Source organism: Gaetbulibacter sp. M235, assembly GCF_043876835.1.
Taxonomy (GTDB): Bacteria; Bacteroidota; Bacteroidia; order Flavobacteriales; family Flavobacteriaceae; genus Yeosuana.
Genome location: NZ_JBAWJZ010000014.1, coordinates 10,437 through 36,267, shown reverse-complemented (window position 1 = coordinate 36,267; position 25,831 = coordinate 10,437). Strand labels below are relative to the sequence as shown.

The following is a 25,831-nucleotide window of genomic DNA, read 5'->3' as shown; positions in this document are numbered from 1 at the left end:
ACAGTTTAATTTCAAAATTTAATAAATATGAAGAGCCTTGTTTTTATTGTTTCAATTTTAGCTGTTACCTTTTCTACAACATTCAATAATAGCCGTTAATATTTACTTTCAGTACTTTAAACATCTTTTTGACTGAAAACTTGAATTCATGTTTTATGTATCTAAAATTTAAGATCTTTACTGCCTTTTTTAATATCTCGTTCTCCTCTAAAAACACCTTCTAATTGTTCATTAAAAAACTAGCTCATTTCGATCTTCTGTAAATTTGGGTGTCCAAGCTAAGGAACTGTTCTTACTATGCTTTCTTTTGATTTTCTAAGCCAACGACTAAGTATCAATATTGGAACATATAATTTGTCACATATTTATTATAAACTATCTAGTATGTAGCCCAGTCCTACTAGCTTTCTCTTTAATCATAAACTGCAATTTTTGTTGTTTTTATGATACCAAATTAAATTTATAATTTAAATCTTGCAACTTAATTGTCCAGTCTAATAAATAGTAAGTCCAGTTCCATGTTATTTAATTTTATTATTGATAATATACAGAATTGAAAATGACTAATTCAATATTTTTATTTAACAGACCAGACAGAATAACTTTTTGGAGGCGCTTGAATTTTAACCCACTTCCCAGATTGAGTTACGGGTTGCCAATTTGAGTGACCTGTATAGTCTTTAATAGTAGTACTAGACCAGTTAGTTTGAATCCATCTCTCTTTCCATGAAGTTGTATTGTTGATATAAACTACTAACCCAGCGGCATTGTTTCCATTTCTTCTGGCAATATATTCATTATCGTCTACATAAAGTATACTAGTGGTTCCACTGGCCAAGTTATTATGTATCCATATTAAATTTTTTAGACTTGTTTTATCTAACCATTCTTCATAATCTCTATAAAAAATTGTTGGATAACCTTCATGAGTAAGAATATATGCATAAGCCAATAATTTACTGCCAGATACTATTTCATTTGTGTCATGGTTTGCTACAAAAGTTACAGCTTTTTTTCCGTTTCTTTTCCAAAGCATATCCCCATTTAAATAGTTTAAGTCATTGTTTCCAAAGGCATCTCTCATTTTATAATAACAAGCGAAGTCGAAAGCACTCGCCCCTGATTGGGTTGTCCACCAATCTAATGTATTGACATTTGCATCCCAGTATTCTCCTACTGAAAATCCTCCAACTGCATTTGTCCAATTTTTAACTACCCATGGTTCAAATCCCTTAACATAATCAAATCTCCAACCATCAAAACCTATATCGTTCATATAATACTTTGCAACAGAATTGGTTCTGTTCCATAACCAATCTTGTACCCACACTTTATCATGACATAAATCTGCAAATCCTCCAAAAGAACCAGAATCATTGGAATGAAAATCATTTGGATGGAAGTCATACTGTGAACGATTAAAAAGACCTGAAGCTGGATTGAAATCTGTATAGCTGCTTCCTCCTGTAAAAATGTTCTGTTCACTATCACCCCCACTATTGTGGTTGATTACTATATCTGCTATAACATTCAATCCATTTTGATGAGCACTATTTATCAAGGTTAGTAATTCATTTTTAGAACCAAATCTGGTTTCTATACTTCCTTTCTGATTATATTCTCCAAAGTCATAGTAATCAAACGGATCATATCCCATTGAATTGGCTCCATTCTGTGCTTTAGAAACAGGTGGTAGCCATATAGAACTAAAACCTGCTGCACTCCAATCAGCCACTTTGGTATTTAAATGATCCCACCATGTGCCTCCAGCGGGAACGTCCCAATAAAATGCTTGCATCATAACTCCAGAACCTACACTCTTTAATCCGGCTCTTAGTGTAGATTGCCCTGAAGCCTTAACTTGTGAAGTACGCTCAACTGAATTGTTTACTTCAATTGAATTAACATCTTCTTTTAATAATTCTTCTTTATTACAGCTAAAAATTAGCAATAATAAAATAAGAAAGTGATAAATTTTAAAATTCTTCATAATTTAATAATTTAGTTTGTTTACCGAAACATACCAAAAAAAAAAATCCAATCCAATTTCAATATTAATGTAAACGTTTACTTGTTGATAACTTGTTGTTTTTGCGTGCTGAGTTGATCTAGGTTAAAAATATACTTAGTAATATGTTCGCAGAAAGGGCAACAAAACTTTTAATAATGATGATAGGGTTTATCATGGTTAAAATGAAGGGCTAATTGATAACAACTTAAGAAAAGATGAAGGGCTTAACTTTTATATAAATAGATCATTGGACTATTGAGGAAGATATTCAGACAACTTTTTTAAAATAGCTGTCGGTGGGCGTGATTTTGTCTCACTGCTATTCAAGCGACAATTTAATGCCAAGCGAAGCTGTCAAACAACTCACGTCAAAAAAAGAAGTAGCTCTCTTTTTTTGACGTGAAGGTATTGGACCATATCATTATGGTATCTAGTGGCGAGCACTATAGCTTTTCTGATGAAGGTGTTTTATAAATAAATCCACATTATGATATATCTAAATTAGGTAATGAGATACTTTGCAAAGATTTCATTAAAGAAGGAGGCTTTTTTTTGTCCAACAGTAATCTCAAAAGCATCTGTTTTATCTTCAATAATGTATGTCCCTGAGAGTGTATGGTCTACTACGGTTTCGTAGTGATTGTTTGGAAAAAAGTCTTCACTCTTTTTAATCCATTGTACTCTGATGATATTTTCAGAATAAAATTGAAATCTTAATTTATTACCTGAATCTGATTCAAATATTAATTCATGCTCATTTTGATTATAGGTTTTGAAATTTCCACTTTTTTCTACTTTGATATTTTGTTTGAAGGCAAACCATTATAAATAATATCCAAAGAAATACGGGTTTTAATACAATCATAGTTTTTATTTAAATAAGTTACATTCTAATTTATGTTCAATATTTTAGCTTCAATTATATGTGATTAGATGTTGTCAACTAAAAGTTTGACTCCCTTTTCCACTATAAAGTTTCAAGCTAATAAAATAAACGGATTATATTCCTCAATTCATTTATTTTCTTCAGTTTCCATTAATTAATAAATACTAAGATAATTTTTAAAATACAAAAACATTCATTTTGTTTTTTAAAAACCAAACAGGCTTTTCCACTTTCATTTAAGGTGCTTGATTGAAAAGGACAAATTGCCAACTCATTAGGAATTTATACCTATCAGTTAACGCTTTTCTAACTTCATCTTTGCATTGTTAAATTAATTTATAATTAAAAACAAAGCAAAATGATAGATTTTGAAGTTCCCATCAGAGGGGATGTATCTGAAAAAAATCAGGTGATTTTTGATGACTTAAAAAATACCATAGGGATGGTTCCTAATTTGTATGCTACCATGGCATATTCTGACACTGCTCTAGCAAACTATTTGCAATTTCAAAATGGTAAAACATCTTTTTCAACTAAAGAAAAGGAAGTAATCAATTTAGTAGTAAGCCAAATAAATGGATGTCACTATTGTCAGTCGGCTCATACTTTTCTTGCAAAGCTTAATGGACTTGATGAGAAGCAAACCCATCAAATAAGACTAGGTTTTTCAAATTGGGATAATAAAATTGATGCTCTAGTAAAATTAGCAAAAGCTGTTACAGAATCTAAAGGAACTAGCATTGAAGAAGAATTAGAAGACTTTTATGATGCTGGTTATACTAAAGCAAATTTAATTGATTTGATTTTATTAATTGCTGATAAAATAGTAATGAATTATCTACACAATATTACAAAGGTGCCAATAGATTTTCCAATTGCTACAGAATTAGAAATTGAAACACATTAAAAAACTAGTTTCTACAAAATTAACTTTTTAAAAATGAAAACAAATGAATGATAATAAAATAAATTGGATGCGTGCCATTACGGCAGGAATAATAGGCACACTAGCCTTTGATATAATTGGATTCTTATTTACAGGACAATGGTGGGATATACCATCTATACTTGGTGAAAAAACGGGATTAGGTTTTGAATATGGTATTCTTGGACATTATGCAAATGGTATTTTAATAGCAATTCTTTACGCTGGAATAGCACCATCGTTATGGGGTCCTACTTGGCTTCGAACTTTGCTGTTTGTAACAGCTGAAACTATTGCTTTAGTTTGGTTTTTTATGCTTCCATTATTGGGAGCAGGAATAGCAGGAACAAAAATGAGTGCCATGGTTCCCTTAATAACATTAGTAAGGCACTTAGCTTATGGAATACCACTATGGTATTTTACGCACAAACTCAAAAATTAATAATAAAAAATCTTAGAAAAACAAAAAATGAAAACATTAAAAATTTTAGTAGTATCAATGCTTTTTGCAAATCAAATATTTGCACAATTACCAGATCCTGGTTTCACCTTTGATGATAAAACTGCAATAGTCATTACTGATCCTCAAAACGACTTTTTAAGTGAAAAAGGTGTAGCTTGGGGAGTAGTGGGTCCAAATGTATTAGAGAACAAAACAAGAGAAAACCTTGAAAAATTATTTAAGGTAGCAGCCAATAATGACATCAATGTTTTTGTGTCTCCACATTATTATTATCCACAGGATCACCAATGGAAATTTGAAGGTGTTTTAGAAACTCTTATGCATAATATAAAGATGTTTGATAGGAGCGGTGCCTTAAGCCTAGAAGGGTTTGAAGGTTCAGGAGCTGATTGGTTGGCAATGTATAAGCCTTATATTAAAGGAGAGAATGTTATTGTAACATCACCACATAAAGTTTTCGGTCCAGAGAGCAATGATTTGGCTTTGCAATTAAGAAAAAGAGGTATTGATAAAGTTGTTTTAGCGGGTATGTCTGGAAACCTATGTGTAGAATCTCATTTAAGAGAACTCTTAGAGGAAGGATTTGAAGTAGCAGTTGTAAATGACGCTACAGCTTCAGCAATTTTGCCAGGAATGAATGGTGCCGAAGCTGCTCTAACCAACTTTAAAATGTTAGCTAGTAAAGTTTATACCACCGAAGAGTTTTTAAAAACAATCAATAAATAAGTCTGTGGCTACTGAAATTAAGATAAAAAATTTACCTATTGGGTATCAAAGTATCATTACAAATGGAAAGCATACCATTGTTGGCGATGAACCCATAAGTAGCAAAGGAACAGATTTGGGTTTAAGTCCATCAGAATTGGTGTTGAGTGGATTGGCTTTGTGTAAGGCAGCAACAGTGCGTTACATTGCTAGGCAAAAAGGATGGGACATAGGTGATGTAAATGCCGAACTGAGTCAAGAAGTAAAAAGAGACTCGAACGGGTTAAAAACCAATATAAAAGTAAAAATTTCAATTGAAGGTGATATTTCAGATGACATGAGAAATGAACTTTTAAAACAAGCGGACAGCTGCTACGTCCATCGCCAGATTTTCGGAGAATGGAATATAGAGCATGCTAAAAGCCTAGAAACTGTAAGTGTTTAGTATTAATAGCAAGTAAAAACTGTGAGTTAATGTATTTTAAAATACATTTTCTTGCAGTTTTACTAAATTTAATTTTTTAAACTATAATAATTATGAATACAATCGAACAAAAATATCCATTGCCTCCTTTCACAAAAGAGACTGCGGAACAAAAAATTCAAAAGGCAGAAGATGCTTGGAACAGTAAAGACCCAGAGCGTGTTTCAAAAGCTTACACTTTAAATAGTGAGTGGAGAAATAGGAATCAGTTTGTCAATGGTCGAGAAGAAATTGTAGAGTTTTTGACCGGTAAATGGGAAAGGGAACAAAACTATAAACTTAAAAAGGAATATTGGGCTCATACTGATAATAGAATTGCTGTAAGATTTGAATATGAATATCAAGATCAAAATGGTCAATGGTGGCGAGCTTATGGTAATGAAAACTGGCAATTCGACCAAAATGGCTTGATGGAAAAAAGATTTGCCAGTATAAACGATTTAGCTATAGAAGAAAACGAAAAAAGACTTTAGTCAAATTAGCATTTTAGTTTTGTATAGATTATCAATTGTCTACAATTGGGCAATCGAATCTATGTTGTTCTTACTAATTAATAATGAGTAAAATTTTATATTGAATTTTGAACTAATTATCCAAATTATTGAACCTGATGCCAAAGTAAAAGTTTTATTTATGTATCAACTTTATCATGTTAAAATGGTAAAATAAAACTTATAATTATGAATGAATTTAAATCATAATACAGAGACTATTAATTATAAAATATTTAAAAATGAAAAAAGTTAAACAGATAACTATAAACGAACTTGTTGGGGTTGTAAGGATATTGCTAGGAATCATTTTCATGATGACAGGAATAATGAAGCTTACTTTGCCAGATTATGGAGCAGCTTGGTCTATACAATTAGTGGAAGCAAAAATTCCATTCTATACAGTTACATACTATTTTGTGCCTCTTTTTGAAATATTCTTAGGGTTATTCTTGTTTTTAGGTTATCATTCAAGACTATCTGCTTTAATGGTTTTACCTATAATGTTTGTTGCTATTTATGTTCATTTAACAGTCACTAATCCTGGGGCTTTCCCCTCACAACCACAAGAACCTTATATGCCTATTGCGGTTATAATGATGGCTTTAATAATATTGAGAAAGGGTAGTGGTAGATGGAGTTTGGATTTAATTTCTCAACTTAAAATTCACCAATAGGAAAAATAGGAGTTAGTTAGTTCTTAAAAAATAAATTTAAAGGAAAAACAACCCAAATTTTAGATAGAAAATTGGTAACGAAAAGCCTCGACAATGCATTTGGAAATAATTGAATCATATTTTGGAGAGTATTATATAACAACTGAAAGTAGCAAAATGAATATTGTTGCTATACATGATTATTTGTCTAAAAATACTGATTGGAGTAAAAACATTCCATATAATAAAGTTAGAGATAGTGTAGAAAATTCCTTGAACTTTGGTTTGTTTTATAATGATAAACAAATTGGATATGCAAGGGTTATTTCAGATTATGCCACAATAGCCTATATTGGAGATGTTTATGTTTTAAGTAAATATAGAGGAAGAGGTCTATCGAAAAAGATTATGGATCAAATTATTACGCACCCAAATTTGCAAGGTTTAAGGCGATGGATTTTATTAACAGATACAGCAGACTGGTTATATAAAAAATATGGTTTTATTAATATCCCAAATCCAGAATTTTATATGGAACTTCATAACCCTAACGTTTATAATTAATGATATGAAAACAGCAATTTTAGATGATTATCAAAACATTATTAATAAGCTTGATTGTTATTCGTTACTTGATGGTTTAGATGTCCTTATTCTAAATGAAACCGAAAAAAATATAGATAAGCTTTCAGAAAGCTTAAAAGATGTTGAGATTTTGGTTTTAACCAGAGAAAGAACAATAATAAATGAGGATTTGCTGTCTAAATTACCAAAGCTAAAGTTAATTAGCCAGACCGGTAAAATATCAAATCATTTAGATTTGAAAGCTTGTGCAAGGTATAAAGTATTAGTGTCTGAAGGGATTGGGTCTCCTATTGCACCTGCGGAATTAACTTGGGCTTTGATAATGAACTCGGTTAGACAAATACCTCAAGCAATAGAAGGAATGAAAAATGGGAAATGGCAAGTAAATATTGGGTCAAGCATTTATGGGAAAACTGTGGGCATTTGGGGCTATGGGAAGATAGGAAAAAGAATCGCCAATTATGCTAAGGCATTTGGGGCAAAAGTAATGGTTTGGGGAAGTGAAAGTTCAAGAGAAAATGCAGTTAAAGATGGCTTTTCAAAAGCCGATACCAAAAGAGAGTTTTTCCAAACGGCAGATATTATTTCCCTTCACCTTCGTTTAAATGAAAGCACTATTGGGATTGTAAAAGAATCCGACTTAGCTCAAATGCATTCTTCATCAATCATAATCAATACTTCAAGAGCAGAATTAATAGATAAAGATGCCCTAATAAAATGTCTAAAAAAAGGTAGGCCAGGTTTTGCGGGAATTGATGTTTATGAAGAAGAGCCCATTTATGATACAACTTTTGAACTTTTAAAAATGCCAAATGTAATTTGTACACCACATTTAGGCTATGTGGAAAGAAATGGCTACGAGCTCTATTTTAGTAAAGCCTTTGAAAATGTAGTTAATTTCATGAATGGGAACCCAACGAATATAGCCAATCCAGAAATAATTTAAACTCATTTGTAGTTTTAGCTAACAAACCTCACAGGTTTCTAAACCCCGCTTTGCTAAAAATTAAAAGACACACCTATTTACTCAATGCAAATAGGCCAAATGGATTGGCTACTTAAATACAAAAAACATCAATGGCTTGATTCAGACGAAGACTTAATTAGGTTATCAAATCCAAAGCATGGTAATTATTATTCAGCTTTCCTTTCAGTTAATGGATGCTTAAAAATAATTAATCCAAAAGATATCATGAAGACGGAATATATTATTGCTAGTATCCAGATCACATTTTGAAGGCTAGAACTTGATAACAGGGCTTTAATTAAAGCCAGTCCTGCAATTGTAAAATGTGTAAAGTTTGCAATTGCTATGGGTCTGTTGTAAATACCACCTATAAAACTTGCTCTTGTCATCCAGTTAAGCATTGCAAACGAAAAGTAAGAGCACCTAATATTTGAATGAGTATCTGAGCAGATTTGGACGTTCCAAAATTGAAATAATATAATAGTTCTCTTCGCATAGAAGTTAAAATCACAGCTAAAAAACCTAGTATAAAGCATTAACTGTGTGATTATATTTTTGTTAGTTAATTTATATAATTACTCATTTATTAATTTTATTTTTTATATGTTTTTCTATTACAGGAGTAATAAAAAGTAAAGAGGGTAATGAAAGGAATATGGCTATTAACCAACTTCTTAGCCATATAAATATGAAATTATATACAAATCCAATATTTACTGCTATAATTGTAAACGTAATGTAACTAGTTGTGAAAATAGCCAAGAATGCCGAATGTTTAAGTTTTGATCTTGTCATTCCTATTAAAATTCCCATATAACATTTTAATGTGAGTTATTTTTACTAAAATAATTCTCTATTAATGATACTAAATATAAAGGTGTCTCTTGCATAGGAAAATGACCTGAATTTTCTAATTCAATAAATTCAACATTTTTAAAATTTTTAAATGCTTCCCTTTGACTGGAAATTTGGAATTGAATGTGATCATGTTTTCCAGACAGCACTAAAAATGGTTTAGATACTTCGACCATTTCATTATAAAAATTTTCTTCCGTCCACATGTTGATATACGCTAACTGTGCTTCACTATCGGTAACTTGAAGATGTCTTTTAGCTCTCATTTCTTTCCAATAGACAGAAAGTCTATCAGAAGTGAATACACCATATGCCATTGCTGACATCTCTTTATTTTGGACAATTGAAGTAAAAAAATCCTTATCATCTTTATCTGCAGGGAAACCACTTGCAGAAACCGGTGTTACTAAAACAATTTTTAAAATTCTGTTTTGCTTATCTAGCAGGGATGCCTTTTGAGCAGCCAATCCGCACATAGAATGACCTATTAAATAAAATTTATCCCAATGCAAAGTGTCTGCCAAATTGAAAACATCATTAGCTATTTCATCTGAATTGAATTGACCTTTTATTTCTTTTGATTTGCCATAGCCTCTAACATCCATAAAAGCATAGGTATATTCCTCTATGTTGAGGTATGGAATGGTTGAATTCCAGCTTTCGGCGTCATCCATCCAACTATGTAAGGCAATAACTTTTTTGTCACCGGTACCAATTATATTGTGACCGATTGAAACATTTTTCTCTATTTTCATTTAAATTTGTTTTTATAAAATCATGGACTGAAAACAACTAAATTTTCATTCTAGGAAAATTAGGGTTTATTTTTGCCACACTCTTTCAGAAAAGGCACCATCCAATGTTGGATTAGTCAAGTGGTTTGAGTAATTGCTCATTGTTTTAACCGCTATACCAGCAATTATTCCAAGAACATGAATTTCGGAATAACCAGCTGCCAAAAAGTCGTCTATTTCGGCTTGAGAAACGTTTCCTCTAGTTGCTGTTAATGATCGAGTGAGTTTTGACAAGGCAGCAAATTTTACATCTGGAATTTGTTTTCCTTCTCGAATAGCATTGGTAACTTCTGTTGGAACTTTTGACATTTTATCAGCAATAAAACTATGTGCAGCCATGCAATATTCACAATTGTTTTCATATGCTACTGATAAAAATACTACCTCTTGTTCTGCTGGGGTAAACCCAGAGTTAGCTCTAAAGCTCTTGTATGAATAGGTGTAGGCATCTAACAATGCCGTATTACCGCCCATTGAAACGTACATTTTAGGAACAAATCCTAAACCTTTTTGAGTGTTTTCTAAAATCTCGTTTGTAAGTTGAGAATTATTTAAATTCTCTAATTTTAATTTTGCCATTTTGTATTTATTTTATATAACAAAATTGCGTTTTAAAGAGAAGAAATATTTTGGTTGTTAGTTCAATAATTTGTTTTTTTGGTTCAATATGAAAATTCTTCACAAAAAATCTGTTAAAAACTTTACTTAGAGAAATTAATGCTCTCCCTAAACTCATTGTAAGCCTTAATGACACCATCAGGATCCTCTAATTGCGGCCAATGACCAATATTTTCATTGAGTAATTTTACAATTGGATTTGGGACAATTTCTAAATAACGATTTGCCATTATGATTCCGGAATTGGGATCATAGGGACCGCATATGTAACACATTGGTATTTTTGTGGTTTTCATTGCACTTATCCACCTTTCTTGATGATTGACTTTATCAAACACCAATCTACCTATAAGGTAAGTAATTGACTTTCCGTCATTATAATTCAGAATTTCCCAAAGCTCGTCTAGTAGTTGTTCATCGGGTTGTGTGTTAGGGCCAAAAACTCCTTTAACGGATTTATTAATCTTATCTTTAGAAATGATTCTGCTGATTACTTTACCAATTGGTTTTGGAGATTGTGAAAGAAGCCTTTGAATAAAACGAGGCTTATAAACATCCATAAACAAACCACCATTCATAAATACAACAGAATTGATTTTGAATTTATTTACATTTAAAAGATCTCTGGCTAAAAGTTCTTGAGCAATACTTACCCCTAAATCATGGGACAATATATGAAGTTCGTTTATTTTGAGATGCTTCATTAAATAATTTATGATTTCACAATGTTCTTTGTAGCTATAAACATGGTTCTTAGGCTTATCAGAGAACCCCATACCTAAATAATCCAAAGCTACTATTGAATATTTTTTACTCAATTGACCCCAAACCATTTTCCAATCAAAAGTATTATATGGATAACCGTGAAGAATCAATAAATTTGGACCATTCCCTTCTTTGATGTAAAAAATTTTATTTCCTTTATATTTAAAGAAATCACCTTTATTTTTCCATAATATAACTTGTTGATTCATTGTGTAAATTTATTAAGTATATAATTTTTTAAAGAGTAAATTATTCTAGCATTTAATTGAGTAATCTCTTTTTTTGATTTAATCTATAATTAGAAGGAGAGCATTTGAATTTGTCCTGAAAACTTTTCGAAAAATGTGCCAAATCATTGAATCCGCAATCAAAAGCAATATTAGTTACTCTCTCATCGGATATAAATAATAATTCAGCTGCCATTTCTAATTTTTTTGATTTTATATAGTTTGCTGGACTATCATGATAAACTTTTTTAAATTCTCTTTTGAAGGAAGAAAGACTTAAATTAGATAATTCCGCTAATTCCTTAATCGATAAATTTGAGAAAATGTGATCATCCATTAATTGTTTAAACGTATAATCGATAGGAGAAAAAAGTTGTGACAAAATTTGTTGAATAATAGGTGCATTTTTTGTCTGGCACAACAATAAAATAATTTCCTTTAATTTCAATGCAACAATTTCTTCATTTATAAGAGAAGGGTTATCAAAATAGAACAACAGTCCTTCAATATACTTTTTTATTAGAAAATCGTTATTAATTTTACATATATAGGTGTTCTCTTGTCTGTTTTCAGGTACATTAAAAATCTTAGGAAGTTCTTTTTCATATATTTTTTTTAATATATCTGGATGAAAATGAATAAAAATTATCTCTTGAATTTTTGATGTTTTGAAATTCTTCATTTGGCTGAAATAATTGCCGCATTTTAAAAGTAAGGCGTCTTTTGAATGAACAGATAATTGCTCTTTTTCCAATTGATAATTTATTTCACCTTCAATTACATAAAGAAAACAAGCTTCATCAATTGTTGGGTTTGGTATTTTAAATGGTGTTTTGATGGTAACCTTTTCAAGTGCCAATTTTCCGAAAAGTTCATACATTTCCCGCTTAGTTATCATATATGTTTAAAAAGTAAATAGAAAAGAATCATTCTTGTTTTGTGCGCATAGTTTTTAAAAAAAAAGAGTATATTATAATTCCTTTTTTATAGATTTTAAAAGCAAATATTTTTAGATTTATTTTCAGTCTCTATAGTATATTCTACCTTACAATAAAAGGATAAGCTTTTTTGAAACAAAAGGCTTTTTTTATTCCTGCTATTTTTTGTTAAGTAACATTTTTTATATTAAGGAAAGATAATGGGTTAAAATAACAAATAAATTAGCCAATGCACATGTTTTTTAAGATTTCATTACCCCATACTTTTGTTGATGTATAATAATAAATACAGAAATTATGAAAAAAGAGAAATTTTATGGAAATAATTGGCAAGTATATCCTTTAAGTTTTGATATGTATCAATATGATTCTAAAGGCAGATATATTAAAGATTTAATATTGAATAATAATTATGCAACTAAAATGAATATTTCAGAAATGAATTTGACGATAATAAAACTTTCGGCTTTTGATTTAGATGGAAATGAGCATTTTGTTACTGATTTTAAAGGAAATAATTTAATAAAAATTAAAGGTCTTTTTGGAGGTGATTTTTTAAGATCTACAAGTCTGCTTAAATTAGGTTCTGGCACTTACAATATTTTACGTTTTTATCTTGGAAAAAAAGGAAATAGTTTTGTTTATAGTGATAGAAGCGAAGAATTAGTATCGGATTTTAATTTTCTAGATTTCAATATTGAAAATGGACTAAACATTAAAGGAAATGAATCGCCAGAAGTTTTATTAAGGTTTGACTTTACACCTTATGAAAGAATTAATTATTTCAAATTAGCCTTTCAGTTTTTTGAAAAGTCTAGAAATTTTACTGGTAAATTTGTTGATGGACTAAGTAGTTTAATGGTTAAAGGCTAACCCCTTTTAATATAAAAATTTTGTAAATATAAAGCCAAGAGTTTACTCTTGGCTTTATTCTTTTGTCAAACTTTAAAAAAAGGAATGTTCAATTAATTGTTAAGCTAACAGAATCACTTTTTAAATTGTTAGAATTCACTTTGATTTTTACAATACCTTTCTCTTGATTTGATTTTATTATAACCATAGCTTTTCCATAAAACAAATTAACATGATTTGTCTGAAAAGGCTCAAAAGATTGTGGATTGCCGTTTCCAACTCCGGCAATTTGGACATTACCTTCAATGGATATTTCTATTTTATTATTGGCTAAAGGGTTTAACACACCATGTTTGTCATAGGCTTCAACAAGAATATAACTTAAATCTTCACCATTGGCTTTTAAGGTTGTCCTATTCGGCGAAAGTTTAAGTGAAAATGGTTCCTCGGCTGTTTTTATAGTTTCTTCAGCAATAGCTTTTTCGTTTTTGTATGCCACAACTTTTATGTTCCCGGGGGAATAGACTACATTGTTCCAAATGAGCCTAAAGCGTTCTACAGAGTTTTTTGATGCTGGTTTTTTACACTGTTTTCCATATGATTTTCCGTTAACAAAAAGTTCTCCACAATCTCCATTGGTATATGCGAAAACTGGAATGGTATCACCTTCTTTTCCTTGCCAGTTCCAATGAGGTAAAATATGGACCATATTATCATCAGGTTTCCAATAACTCTTATACAGATAATATCTGTCCTTAGGGATGCCAACCAGATCTACAATGCCAAAATATGAACTTCGTGAAGCTTCTTTGTCGGTCATTCCAAGTAATTTTACCGCAGCATTGTTATAAGGTGTCGGCTCTCCTAAATAATCAAATCCTGTCCAAACAAATTCTCCTGCAACATAAGGTTCATCCTGCTGCCACATAAAATCATCATCTGCCATTTCAGCCCACTCTGGGGCATTTAAATCATAAGAACTTACCTGTAATGATCTTGTGAAGTTTGTTTTTTCTTTAGGCAATGGAAATTCATAAAAACCTCTTGTACTCACGGTAGAAGCTGACTCACTTATAATAACAGATTTGTTGGGTTCAAGTTGTCTTGCTAACCTGTAGCGTCTCCCATAATTCCAAGAATGAATGTCATAGTATTCAAAATGTCTTAGTGATGCACTTTCCATATTGTCACAAACAAGAGTAACTGGTCTGGAATGATCATATTTTCTAACATAATTAACCATTGTATGGAGCTTCTTAAAGCCATTGTCTATATTCCATTGTACATCCCCAATTTCATTGCCAACGCTCCAAATAAAAACACAAGGATGATTTCTGTCTCTTTCAACAAAATTTCTAATATTTCTATGAGCGAATTCATCAAAATCGGTAGTGTCTGTTATGTCTGCTTTGGCGTCGTATTTATCAAAGATTTCATTAAAGACCAGTAAGCCCATGTTATCACATAATTCCAGCAATTCAGGTGCAGCTACATTGTGGCTATTTCTTATGGCATTTACTCCCATAGATTTCATGATTTCCAGTTGGCGTTCCATAGCTCTATAATTGAAGGCCACACCTAAGGGGCCAAAATCACTATGTAGATTAACCCCTTTAAGTTGAATACGTTTATGATTTAGGTAAAGTCCGTCATCTGGAGTAAATTGAATAGTGCGAATTCCAAAAGTTATTTTTTGAGTATCAATGATACGGTCATTTTTATAAACATTTGTGATGACACTATACAAATATGGATTTTCTGTATCCCAAAGGAGGGGGTTTGAAAGCTGAAGCGTAATCTCAAAGTCTTTACTTTTTTCAGAAAGGATTTTATGTTCTATGAATCCTTTCCTAAGTTCCTCACCCGAAGGACTGTAAATAATATATTCCGCTTTTATGATTTCTAATTGCTTAGTTTCGTTAACAATAGAGGAGTTTATTGTAACGTTGGCATAATTAGGCTTTATAATTGGCGTAGTAATTTGAGTCCCCCAAACATTAACATGAATAGGATTGGTAACCAGCATTTGTATCTTTCTGAAGATTCCACCACCGGGATACCACCTACTATCATGTTTACGGGTATCTGCATGAATTGTTATAACATTTTTTCCTCCAAAATGCAAATGTTCAGTAATATCTAAATAAAATGAACTGTAACCATAATCCCATTTGCCAACTAATTCACCGTTGATATATATTTCCGGAAAAGCCATAATCCCATCAAAAACAAGAATAACTTTTTTGTCTTTGTATGAATTTGGAATGTCTAAAAGCTTTCTATACCATCCTTCAGCTTTCCATGGGAGTTTGCCGGTATCTCCATTGCCATCTATAATGAAATTTTCGCCAATAGCCCAATCATGAGGAATACGAATGGTTTCCCAAGAAGAATCATCAAAATCAACTGAAGTTGGAAGATCTTGGGTTCCTTTAAAAAATTTCCAATCCTGATTCAAGGATGTTTGTTCTCTTGTTTGAGCTAATGTTGATACACCTATGAAGACAAGGGTTAAAAATTTAATGAGAGTATTTAAATTCATTTCATTTAGTAATAGGTGGCTAAAATAACTAAAAAAATTAAACCCTACCAGTACCTACCAGTTTTTTTAATATATTTGCCGTATGAAAATAATTTCTGTAGAAGATAATTTAGGGACACCCAAGTACAAACAGATTGTACTTTCCATAGAGAATGCCATTACTTCTGGTCAATTAAAAAAGGGAGACAGTTTGCCTTCAATAAATGCTATTAAGAATAAATTCTCTTTATCAAGAGATACCGTTTTGATGGCATTCAATGAATTAAAGGTTAGGGGGATCATTGAATCGGTTGTTGGAAAAGGGTATTATTTAAAAAGTGAAAATGTTGAAGTAACACAAAAAATATTTTTACTGTTTGATGAATTGAATGCGTTTAAAGAAGATTTGTATAATTCATTCTTGAAAAACCTTAGTGGTAATGTACAAGTTGATATTTTCTTTCATCATTTTAGTTTTGACATGTTTTCAAAACTTATCAATGACAGCATTGGGAACTACAATTATTATGTTATTATGCCTGCCAATTTAAGGCATACAGATAAGGTTATTGAAAAATTACCTAACGATAAAGTTTATATTTTAGATCAGACCCACGAGGAGCTTAAACAATATCCTGCTATTTATCAAAACTTTGAGGATGATATATACCATAGCTTAAAAATGGCTGTTACATTGTTGAACAAATACAAAAAGATTGTGCTTGTGTTTCCTCAGAAAAAGCAGCCTCAAGGTATGTTAATCGGATTTCAGAAATTTAGAAAGAGCACCAATTTTCAGTATGAAATAATAGACAACTTAGAGGGCAGAATTCTGCAAAAAAATGAAGCTTATTTGGTTCTTGATGACCAAGATCTTATTGTTTTGATTAAGAAGATGAAAGATCAAAAATTTACTTTAGGACAAGATATAGGTGTTATATCGTATAATGAAACTTTGCTTAAGGAAATTGTTGAAGGAGGGATTACAACCATCTCAACTGATTTTAAGCAAATGGGAAAACGTCTTGCAGAAATGATTCTTAATAAAGAACGATGCCTTATTGAGAACCCTAATAATTTGATCATTCGAAATTCAATTTAAGTACTCAATAATATATAACACTTAATGAAAGATACTTTAATAAAAAATATTGAATCAGCATATAAGTCCTTGTTTAAGGATAACCCTGTTTTAATTGATTCTCCAGGTAGAATTAATATCATAGGTGAGCATACCGATTATAATGAAGGTTTTGTATTACCGGCAGCCATTGATAAAGGAATCGTTGCTGCAATTGGGAAAAGTGACTCTGATTTTTGTTCGGTTTTAGCTTATGATTATAATGAAAAACATGAGTTCTTAACGGATGATATTCAACCCATACCTAATGGAAATTGGAAAAATTATGTTATTGGTGTTGTAGCAGAAATTCAAAAGAAATCTATTAAGGTTCCTCCATTCAATCTTGTGTTTGGGGGGGATATTCCTAGAGGAGGAGGTTTATCATCTTCTGCGGCATTAGAGAACAGTATTGTTTTTGGTTTGAATGAATTATTTGGTCTGGGAATGAGTAAGGAAGAAATGATCCTTATTTCACAACGAGCCGAGCATTATTATGTGGGAGTGAGGTGTGGTATCATGGATCAATATTCCAGTATGTTTGGAAAAGAAGATCATGCTTTATTACTGGATTGCAGAACTCAAATCGCTAAACCTATTCAAATTGATTTTCAAGATTATGAATTGGTACTTATTAACACAAATGTAAGCCACAAATTGGTTGATGCTGAATATAATAATAGGAGAGAGGTGTGTGAAAAAGTAGCCTCTTTGCTAGATATAAAGTCATTAAGAGATGCAACACGTGAACTTCTAAATACGGTGAAGAGTCAACTATCTGAAGATGAATATCAAAAGGCGCTCTATGTCATCGAAGAAAATGACAGAGTCTTAAAAGCAGCAAAAATGATCGAGCAGAATGATTTAGAGGCGCTTGGGAATTTACTTTTTGAGGCACATCAAGGCGTGCGATATCAATTTAAAGTGAGTTGTAAAGAATTGGATTTTTTAGTAGATAAAGCAAAGGGAAACCCCAATGTTATTGGAGCTAGAATGATGGGAGGCGGCTTTGGAGGTTGTACCATTAACTTGGTAAAAAAAGAAGCAGTTAAGCATTATACTCAAGAAATTTCAGAAGCCTATGTGAAAGCATTTAACAAGGCATGCTCCATTTATTTTGTCAATCTATCAGAAGGCACACACGTAATCAATGGTAAATAATTATGAATTCAGATTTACAAAATTACTCGCATAAACGATATAACAGCCTAACAGGGGAATGGGTTTTAGTATCGCCTCACAGAGCCAAACGGCCTTGGCAAGGTCAGCAAGAAGACGTTAATCCAGAGATTAGACCCAGTTATGATGAAACGTGCTATTTATGTGCAGGGAATACAAGGGCAAATGGGGAAGTGAACCCGGATTATGAAGATGTCTTTGTCTTTGTTAATGACTTTTCGGCACTTCATGAAACATCTCCTGATTTTCATGTCAATCAGGGACTGATTAAAGCAGAAAGTGAACAAGGTATCTGTAAAGTTATTTGTTTCAGCCCGGATCACTCCAAGAGTTTAGCGCAAATGTCTGTTAAGAATATTCAAAAAGTCATTCATGCATGGCAGCAGGAATACCATACATTAGGAGCGTTGGAAAATATCAATTACGTTCAAATCTTTGAAAACAAAGGTGCTATCATGGGATGCAGTAACCCACACCCGCATGGCCAGATATGGAGTCAATCGTCGCTACCCAATGAAATCGTAAAGAAAGATAAGCAGCAACTTGATTATTTCAAAGCCAATAAAAAAACTTTGCTGGAAGATTATTTAAAACAAGAATTAGAATTACAAGAACGTATTATTTTTGAGAATAAGGCTTTTGTAATAGTAACGCCTTTTTGGGCAGTATGGCCTTATGAAGCTATGATAATTCCTAAAGTAGCTCAGAAGGATATAAGCGACATGAGCTTAGAAGAAACCAACTTGTTTACTGAAGCTATATCTGTGTTAACCAAAACTTACGATCGTTTGTTTAATTCCTCGTTCCCATATTCAAGCGGTATTCACCAAGCCCCTACAAACAACCAGAACAATGATCATTGGCATTGGCATATGAGTTTTTATCCACCGTTATTAAGAAGTGCTACCGTCAAAAAATTTATGGTCGGGTATGAGATGTTTGCCAGTCCTCAACGAGATATTACGGCAGAAACGGCTGCTTCAATTTTAAAAAATCTGGCGGGTGCCTTATAAAAACTAATTATTGATTATCATGAAATCTAAATTACTATCAATTGGTTTTCTGTTAATGCTCAACGTAGGATGTATGTTGTCACAAACAAATTCTAAAGGAAATGTTTTTGTGGACAATGAAGGTATTATGAGATGGGAAAACACGAATGAAGAAGTTAAAGGATTTGGGGTTAATTATACGGTTCCTTTTGCGCATGCCTTTCGTTCGGCAAAACGTATGGGGATTGACCCAAAAACAGTCATAGACAATGATGTTTACCATTTTTCAAGATTAGGGTTTGATCTGTACAGAGTTCATGTTTGGGATACCGAGATCAGTGATACATTGGGAAATGTCATTGATAATGAGCATTTAGACACTTTTGATTATTTATTGTGGAAACTTAAAAATGCCCATATCAATTTCGTTATTACTCCCATAGCCTTTTGGGGAAATGGCTGGCCGGAACCGGATACTAAATCTCCGGGGTTTTCTAATAAATATGGCAAAGAAGCATGTTTAACAAACCCAGAGGCTATTGAAGCACAAAAGAATTATTTAAAGCAATTCATAAACCATGTTAATCCATATACAGGTGTAGCCTATAAAGATGAGCCTAATCTTATTGCATTTGAAATCAGTAATGAACCGCACCACAGAGGAGAAAGAGAGAAGGTAACGGAATTTATTAGTGGCATGATACAAGCCATAAGGCAAACTGGAGCTCAAAAGCCTATATTTTATAATATGAGCCATGCGGTTCATTTTATGGAGGATTATTTTAAAGGTGGGGTGCAAGGAGGCACGTTTCAATGGTATCCAACCGGATTAGGGTATGGAAAAGAATTAGCAGGCAATTTGTTGCCCAATGTCGATGAGTATAATATGCCGTTTGATTCTGTTTTTAAAAAATATCATGGTGCCAAATTAGTTTATGAATTTGATGCTGCCGATGTTGACAGGTCCTACATTTATCCGGCAATGGCCAGAAGTTTTAGAGAAGCCGGAATTCAAATAGGCACACATTTTTCGTATGATCCAACTTTCTTGGCTTCTTTTAATACAGAGTATAACACACATTATATGAATTTGAATTATGCGCCTCAAAAAGCATTGGCATTAAAGATTTGCTCTGAGGTTTTTCATGAGATCCCAATGAATTCAGATTTTGGGTTATATCCTAATAATACAACTTTTGGGAACTTTAAGGTAGACTATAAAAGAGACCTCGCTGAATATAGATCTGAAACTAAATTCTTTTATACCAATTCTACGGACTCTCCTTTAAAAAATGAATCGAAAATTGAAGAAATAGCTGGATTTGGTAATTCCCCGGTTGTGAATTATGATGGTTTAGGAGCTTACTTTCTGGATAAAATGTCAAAGGGAGTTTGGCGATTAGAAGTCATGCCAGATGCTATTTGGGTTGATAATCTTTTTGGAAGGAACAGCCAGGATAAAAAAGTAACTGTAATTAATTGGGAAACCCATTCTATGCAAGTGAATTTAAATGATCTGGGAGATGATTTTAAGGTAATACCAATTAATGAAGGGAATGAATTTATTCCGGATATAAAAGGCAAATCGTTTCAAATAAGACCGGGAACGTATGTTATGAGTAAAAGTGGAATTCAACAACAATGGACAAAAACAGACGCATTCAAAACACATAACCTAAATGATTTTTATGCACCGCTATCCAATGTTGATAAGGTATATTTTAAACATGATCCCATCAAGACCATTACAGAAAATGATGAACTGGAAATAGAAGTTCAATGTGTTACACCAAATACACTCAAAGAACTGACATTGTTTGGTCATACTAGTGATGGACACTATTTTAATCAGAAATTAGAGTATTTAGGAGCTTATAAATACAAGGCTACCATTGCCTCAGAATATATACAGAAGGGATTTGTGAACTATAATATTGTAGTGAAGTTGAGTGATAGTAGTAAGGTTACATTTCCATCGGGGAAAAAAGGGAACCTTTATGATTGGGATTTCTATGATAGAACACCTTACCAAGTAACTGTAGTATCTAAAGAAAGTCCCATCTATTTATTTAATGCCATAGATGACACTAATGATTTAGTGAGAACGTGGAAACGCTCTTTTAAATTGGTGCCTACAGAGAATTACAAAGAGGCAGAATACCAAATGAATATTGAAAAATTATTTAGGCCGGATATTGAGGACTTGAATGCAAATCCTATTTATGATTATTCATTTAAGCATTTTATTTTAGATAACATAAGAGGAAGGAAAGAAGATTTAAAAGAAAAACAGCATATTGTATTTAAAGGGCATGCTTTAAACAATAAACCTTGTAAGCTTCAGGTCGCTTTTGTTTTAGAGGATGGTTCAACTTATGGGAAAGTCATTGATATAGGTTTAGAAGTATCAGACTATGAAATTAAGATAAAAGATTTAAAACCTGTTAAAACAGTAACTTTACCCAGGCCATATCCTAGTTTCTTGCCTTATTTTTTAGAACATGACATCAATTCAGATTTTGATATTGACAAGATAGAAAGTATCCAATTCTCAATTGGACCTGAAATTCCTGAAGATGAATTTGAGACACCTCAAGGAATTGCAATAATAAGTGTGAGTTTACAGTAAAAAAAGCTCCTTAAAAACTTAAGGAGCTTTTTTTAGAAAAATATTATTCAACTAATTTACCTTGAATTGAAAAATTTCTGATTCAGAGGTATTATTTTGACTATCAGTTGTTATAATTCTCCAATAATAAATATTCCCTGATGCAACATTTACAGAAAAATTTGTTGTATTGGTAGTCCCAATAGTATTGGTAGGTGTAGTAACTGTTCCAAACAATACACTATAGTTTACAATATCATTGTCTACATCACTACCAGTCCATTGTAAGGACACATTATTGGTAGATGCTGCTAATGATGTTCCCATGGTTGGTGCTACTAATTCGGCAGGAAAGGGAGCGTAAGATGTTACAGCCTCTCCAGCGTTATAAAATTTCCATGTAGCACTTTGTGCAGTTTGTGTTCCAGAATTTTTAGAAACTACATACCACGAATACGGAGTACCCCTTAAAATGGTTAAAGTTAATTGAGAACTTGTACTAGTATAATTGGTTGTAGTTTGTGTATCTAAATTTTTCAGGTACAATTGATATGAGTTAGCATTGGTAGCATCGTTCCAATCAAATGTAACATCACTTTGAGTGCTTGTGAAGTTATTGCCTTCAGTGCATTCAGAATTTTGATTCGGAAAAATTAAAGAAGCTGCCCCCGGAGGGTCAATAACAACTGGTTCTGGGTCATCACCGCCACCACTACAGTTGAAAACAAAGGGAAAGCAAATGATAGCAGTAATTAAATATAAATATGACTTTTTCATTAGTTCTTGATAATTTTTAAGCTTTTATTGTCCTCTTTAGTATTCACGTTCAAAATATAGATACCTTTTGAAAAACCAATGGTGTTGATTTCCAAGTAATTCTCATTGGTTTTAGTGCTGTAAACTTGGTTTCCAATAATAGAATAAATGGTTATAGTAGTCATCTCTTTTTTTGAATGACCTAAATAAACTTTTAAAATATTATCTGAAATTGGATTAGGGAAAACTTTTAAATCATTGCCATAAAAAATGGTTTCTTCATAAATTCCTTGACAAATTTTTTCACCTTCAACACTAATCATATTGGTTCCATTACTTAATTCCAATTCAATAGTAAAATTTTTGGTTTGTGTTGTAACACCATTTAAGGTGACTTTGTAAACTGAACTACCACTCATGGTAAGTGAAACAGAATTTTTAGTATTATCAACCTTTGAAATAACTGAAATATCTTCAGGCTCAGTAACAGACACATTAAAACATTGCTCATAGTCAGGCTGTCCTTCAACAGTAATACATACCTCATAATTACCTGCTTGTAAATTTCCGGCCGTATAGGTAGTAGTAAAAGCATTGTTAAGGTTAACTCCGTTACCAACAATATGAGCAGTATAATTCAGGTTTTGGTTAGCCGTAATATTGATACTACCATTATTACTGTTTCTACAGGTTTCACTGTTTACTTGTATAGAAAAGTTGTTAGCTGGTAAACTAAACACCTCGCACCCATTTACGTCTACAGAAGCGCCTAATGGTGTATTTGGACAATTATCATTAGCATTAGGTACACCATCGCCATCCAAATCATCTGGATCTACATGTGGCTTATTGCCAAAAACCTTGTATTCTCCAGGTGCCAAAGTAATTGCCATGAACATGTTAGTAACTTCTAAAGGAGAATTTCTATCCAATAGACTGTACCATGTTCCGGTATAAGGAAAATCAGGAGCAACATTTTTAGATACAATATCAAAATTGGCTATAATGATAACATCTTTTAAATCTGTAGTAGGGAGAGTATTATCCCAAACATGAATTTTTGGAGTTAAGGTGTTAGTAGTTATTGAATAATCACCTTCAAAAACCGCTTCACTGATTTTAAGTTCATTTAATCTGGACCACGTTTTATATATGGCATTTCTATTATCATCAGCAAGCCAGTTTTCTGCCCATTGAGGTTGTGGTTTTGTTGCTAATTTACAGTCTGTGTTATAAGAACCATCGGTACAGGTAAAAATAGAGTTTTCCATACCAAGTTCTCCAAAATGCCATATCATTTTTGGCCCCGGAATAGGAATGGTTACGACACCCAAAGCCGACATTCTTGATAACGCCGTATTTAAATCTTTTATATTGTAGTTTGCATTACTTTTTCCACCTACAATATTTTTATACATTAAACGCTCTTCATCATGACTTTCAGCATAACCCATAACACGATTACCTAGAAAGCCGGTATGTGCTTTGTAGCCCATTCTACTGATATCATAATTAGAAGCATTTCCCGTTGTTAATTGACCATACTGATCGGTCATTTTACCCCACATCATAACTCCTTTACCTTCATTAAATTTGTAATTGGCCCATTCTTTTTCTTCAGCATCTGAGCCTAAGTGTTCAAAAATGGCATAGTGAGTCGGGTCAAGACTCCAAGAATAATCAACATATTCTTTTAAAATAGCTACTCGATCTGCTTGATATGAACCCGTACAGCCTTCATCACTTTCAGTACAATTTTGTGTAAATCCTTTGGTTAAGTCCCATCTAAATCCATCTATTTTAAAATCTTCAATCCAATGTTTTATAACGCTTTTTACATAATTTTTAGTTAGTGCACTTGAGTGATTAAAATCGTTGCCTACATTATATGAATGTTTAGCCACTGTATTGAAATAAGGGTTTTCTGAAGTTGGACCGCCATAACCATTACCGTCAGGATCGTCCATCCACATACGCACCATAGGGTTTCTTCCAAAGGCATGATTTAATGCAATGTCAAGAATAACAGCAATACCATTTTGATGACATACATCTATGAGTTCTCTAAGTTTATCTTCTGTGCCATAGAATTTATCTAATGCCATATGAAATGCGGTGTTATAGCCCCAGCTTTCATTACCCTCGTATTCCATAACCGGCATGAGCTCAATGGCGTTCACATTCAAATTTTTAAAGTAATCAATTTTGTCAATCAAATCTTGGTAATTCCTGTTAGCGTCAAAATCACGTACTAAAACTTCATAAACTATTAAGTCATCTTTTTTTGGTTTGCTAAAGTTAGTTACCTGCCAGTTATATGGAGCTTGACCGGTTTTCAAAACTGTTACCTCAAAAGGGTTACCTGTATTTGGATAAGTAGGTAAGTTAGGATAGTTTCCAGAAGGTATTCCTGGATCGTCATAAGAACTTAATACTAATGTAGAAAATGGATCTGCTACTTTTACTAAAGCAGGGGAGTTTGCTATTGGGTTTTGGTCAACAATCCAATACTGATAAGTTTCCAGTTGACCTGGGGTCAGACCAGTCAATTCCAGCCAAAACTTGGTGCTTGAAGTGTCTTTCTTCATAGCATAGGTTGCATCTGGCTGCCAACTATTAAAACTACCAGCTACATATATAAAATCTTTAGATGGTGCATCAATAACCAAAGTGGCTTTTGTTGCATCACCTGCATTATAATTGATCCCATCAACCAAACCGGCTGGTAATGCTTGGTCTGGAATATTTGGGTTAACAACAACAGAGAAGTTTCGTACTTTAGTTGTGGTATTTTGAGTAACCTCTAATGCATAATTTTGATTAGACGTTATATTAGAATGAGTGTAAGAATAGCTTGTTATTGAAGATTGGTTATCAATAACAACACCGTTGGCTTTTAATGTATAGTCGGCAATTCCATTAGTATTATTGGCCTCAATAAGTAAATTCCCTCCCGAAGTTAAAATTGTAGGATTTGATGTTGGAGATGTTAAGTTTAATTGAAATGCACCTACTGAAATATTTAAATCTGCAGTTTGTGTATTTCCATCGGCACTTCGTAATACAAAATCTATTGCCGTAATTGTACCAGCTGGGTTGTTGTAAAATTCTTTAATAGAAGGGGTAATATTGAGACTGTATATTTCTCCGGAAACAAGTGTTAAGGCTGGCTGGGTGCTGTTGTTGTTCCAACTGCCAATAACATTTTGCCAATGTGTTGTGTCATTTAACGTAACTCCAGTATGTGCATAAATGACCCCAGTGTAAGATTGTAAAGGGGTTCCTGTTGCATCAAATAGCAAAACAGCCGAATCAGTTTCTCCAGGAGTAATTCCTCCTTGCCATGATAAAGTCTGGGCAAAAGAAAATGATGTTATAAATATTAAAAATATGAAAGTAATTTTTTTCATGATTTAATTTCTTTTGGAAAAAA

The 25,831-nt window shown here is 32.4% G+C and carries 23 protein-coding genes; 14 read left to right on the top strand and 9 right to left on the bottom strand.

Features of this window, described 5'->3' with window-relative positions; genetic code table 11:
- Positions 1–577 precede the first annotated feature (577 nt).
- The gene (locus V8G69_RS16080; RefSeq protein ID WP_394883189.1) at positions 578–1,990 is read right to left on the bottom strand and encodes an alpha-amylase; all 1,413 of its coding nucleotides are present in this window, start codon (positions 1,988–1,990) and stop codon (positions 578–580) included.
- A 1,265-nt stretch (positions 1,991–3,255) separates the two neighbouring features.
- Here V8G69_RS16080 and V8G69_RS16075 point away from each other — a divergent pair.
- The 9 genes from V8G69_RS16075 to V8G69_RS16035 all read left to right on the top strand — a co-directional run bounded on the left by V8G69_RS16075 (position 3,256) and on the right by V8G69_RS16035 (position 8,443).
- The gene (locus tag V8G69_RS16075) at positions 3,256–3,804 is read left to right on the top strand and encodes a carboxymuconolactone decarboxylase family protein (RefSeq protein WP_394883188.1); all 549 of its coding nucleotides are present in this window, start codon (positions 3,256–3,258) and stop codon (positions 3,802–3,804) included.
- A gap of 43 nt (positions 3,805–3,847) precedes the next feature.
- Positions 3,848–4,264, top strand: coding sequence for a hypothetical protein (locus tag V8G69_RS16070; protein ID WP_394883187.1), 417 nt, complete (start codon positions 3,848–3,850; stop codon positions 4,262–4,264).
- 27 nt (positions 4,265–4,291) lie between these two features.
- The gene (locus tag V8G69_RS16065; RefSeq protein ID WP_394883186.1) at positions 4,292–5,011 is read left to right on the top strand and encodes a cysteine hydrolase; all 720 of its coding nucleotides are present in this window, start codon (positions 4,292–4,294) and stop codon (positions 5,009–5,011) included.
- Between the two features lie 4 nt (positions 5,012–5,015).
- Positions 5,016–5,435 carry an OsmC family protein gene (locus V8G69_RS16060; RefSeq protein ID WP_394883185.1) on the top strand — a complete coding sequence of 140 codons (420 nt, stop codon included), beginning with the start codon at positions 5,016–5,018 and terminating at the stop codon, positions 5,433–5,435.
- Between the two features lie 101 nt (positions 5,436–5,536).
- Positions 5,537–5,947, top strand: coding sequence for a DUF1348 family protein (locus V8G69_RS16055; protein WP_394883191.1), 411 nt, complete (start codon positions 5,537–5,539; stop codon positions 5,945–5,947).
- Between the two features lie 260 nt (positions 5,948–6,207).
- On the top strand, positions 6,208–6,642 hold the full coding sequence (locus V8G69_RS16050; RefSeq protein ID WP_394883183.1) for a DoxX family protein: 435 nt from the start codon (positions 6,208–6,210) through the stop codon (positions 6,640–6,642).
- Between the two features lie 93 nt (positions 6,643–6,735).
- Positions 6,736–7,185 (top strand): GNAT family N-acetyltransferase, encoded by a 450-nt coding sequence (locus V8G69_RS16045; RefSeq protein ID WP_394883182.1) that lies wholly within the window; start codon positions 6,736–6,738, stop codon positions 7,183–7,185.
- A gap of 4 nt (positions 7,186–7,189) precedes the next feature.
- Positions 7,190–8,152, top strand: coding sequence for a D-2-hydroxyacid dehydrogenase family protein (locus V8G69_RS16040; protein ID WP_394883181.1), 963 nt, complete (start codon positions 7,190–7,192; stop codon positions 8,150–8,152).
- A gap of 99 nt (positions 8,153–8,251) precedes the next feature.
- Positions 8,252–8,443, top strand: coding sequence for a hypothetical protein (locus V8G69_RS16035; RefSeq protein ID WP_394883180.1), 192 nt, complete (start codon positions 8,252–8,254; stop codon positions 8,441–8,443).
- Between the two features lie 309 nt (positions 8,444–8,752).
- Here V8G69_RS16035 and V8G69_RS16030 read toward each other — a convergent pair whose 3' ends face one another.
- The 5 genes from V8G69_RS16030 to V8G69_RS16010 all read right to left on the bottom strand — a co-directional run bounded on the left by V8G69_RS16030 (position 8,753) and on the right by V8G69_RS16010 (position 12,330).
- Complete coding sequence (locus V8G69_RS16030; protein WP_394883190.1) at positions 8,753–8,968, bottom strand: DUF2798 domain-containing protein; 216 nt, start codon at positions 8,966–8,968, stop codon at positions 8,753–8,755.
- A 26-nt stretch (positions 8,969–8,994) separates the two neighbouring features.
- A complete protein-coding gene (locus tag V8G69_RS16025; RefSeq protein WP_394883179.1) occupies positions 8,995–9,783 on the bottom strand; it encodes an alpha/beta fold hydrolase in 789 nt (262 codons plus the stop codon).
- A gap of 66 nt (positions 9,784–9,849) precedes the next feature.
- Positions 9,850–10,401, bottom strand: coding sequence for a carboxymuconolactone decarboxylase family protein (locus V8G69_RS16020; RefSeq protein WP_394883178.1), 552 nt, complete (start codon positions 10,399–10,401; stop codon positions 9,850–9,852).
- Positions 10,402–10,523: 122 nt separating this feature from the next.
- A complete protein-coding gene (locus V8G69_RS16015) occupies positions 10,524–11,414 on the bottom strand; it encodes an alpha/beta fold hydrolase (protein WP_394883177.1) in 891 nt (296 codons plus the stop codon).
- Positions 11,415–11,466: 52 nt separating this feature from the next.
- On the bottom strand, positions 11,467–12,330 hold the full coding sequence (locus V8G69_RS16010; RefSeq protein ID WP_394883175.1) for a helix-turn-helix domain-containing protein: 864 nt from the start codon (positions 12,328–12,330) through the stop codon (positions 11,467–11,469).
- A 337-nt stretch (positions 12,331–12,667) separates the two neighbouring features.
- Between V8G69_RS16010 and V8G69_RS16005 the strand changes: the two genes are divergently transcribed.
- On the top strand, positions 12,668–13,243 hold the full coding sequence (locus tag V8G69_RS16005; protein WP_394883173.1) for a hypothetical protein: 576 nt from the start codon (positions 12,668–12,670) through the stop codon (positions 13,241–13,243).
- An 88-nt stretch (positions 13,244–13,331) separates the two neighbouring features.
- On the opposite strand, the gene V8G69_RS16000 is transcribed toward V8G69_RS16005, so the two are convergent.
- Positions 13,332–15,764 (bottom strand): glycoside hydrolase family 2 TIM barrel-domain containing protein, encoded by a 2,433-nt coding sequence (locus V8G69_RS16000; protein WP_394883172.1) that lies wholly within the window; start codon positions 15,762–15,764, stop codon positions 13,332–13,334.
- An 82-nt stretch (positions 15,765–15,846) separates the two neighbouring features.
- Between V8G69_RS16000 and V8G69_RS15995 the strand changes: the two genes are divergently transcribed.
- Genes V8G69_RS15995 through V8G69_RS15980 form a run of 4 tightly spaced genes read left to right on the top strand, consistent with a single transcriptional unit; the run spans position 15,847 to position 21,663 of the window.
- Positions 15,847–16,845: a GntR family transcriptional regulator gene (locus tag V8G69_RS15995; RefSeq protein WP_394883171.1), complete on the top strand. Its 999-nt coding sequence runs from the start codon at positions 15,847–15,849 to the stop codon at positions 16,843–16,845.
- 24 nt (positions 16,846–16,869) lie between these two features.
- Complete coding sequence (gene galK, locus V8G69_RS15990; RefSeq protein ID WP_394883170.1) at positions 16,870–18,024, top strand: galactokinase; 1,155 nt, start codon at positions 16,870–16,872, stop codon at positions 18,022–18,024.
- Positions 18,025–18,026: 2 nt separating this feature from the next.
- Entirely contained in the window at positions 18,027–19,055 is a 1,029-nt protein-coding gene (locus V8G69_RS15985) for a UDP-glucose--hexose-1-phosphate uridylyltransferase (RefSeq protein ID WP_394883169.1), read from the top strand.
- Positions 19,056–19,074: 19 nt separating this feature from the next.
- Positions 19,075–21,663 (top strand): hypothetical protein, encoded by a 2,589-nt coding sequence (locus V8G69_RS15980; RefSeq protein WP_394883168.1) that lies wholly within the window; start codon positions 19,075–19,077, stop codon positions 21,661–21,663.
- A 51-nt stretch (positions 21,664–21,714) separates the two neighbouring features.
- Here the strand turns inward: V8G69_RS15980 and V8G69_RS15975 are convergent, their stop codons facing one another.
- Both V8G69_RS15975 and V8G69_RS15970 read right to left on the bottom strand, forming a co-directional pair.
- Positions 21,715–22,419 (bottom strand): hypothetical protein, encoded by a 705-nt coding sequence (locus tag V8G69_RS15975; protein WP_394883167.1) that lies wholly within the window; start codon positions 22,417–22,419, stop codon positions 21,715–21,717.
- Positions 22,419–25,808 carry an alpha-amylase family glycosyl hydrolase gene (locus V8G69_RS15970; protein ID WP_394883166.1) on the bottom strand — a complete coding sequence of 1,130 codons (3,390 nt, stop codon included), beginning with the start codon at positions 25,806–25,808 and terminating at the stop codon, positions 22,419–22,421. The genes V8G69_RS15975 and V8G69_RS15970 overlap by 1 nt, the downstream gene beginning before the upstream one ends.
- Between the last annotated feature and the right edge of the window lie 23 nt (positions 25,809–25,831).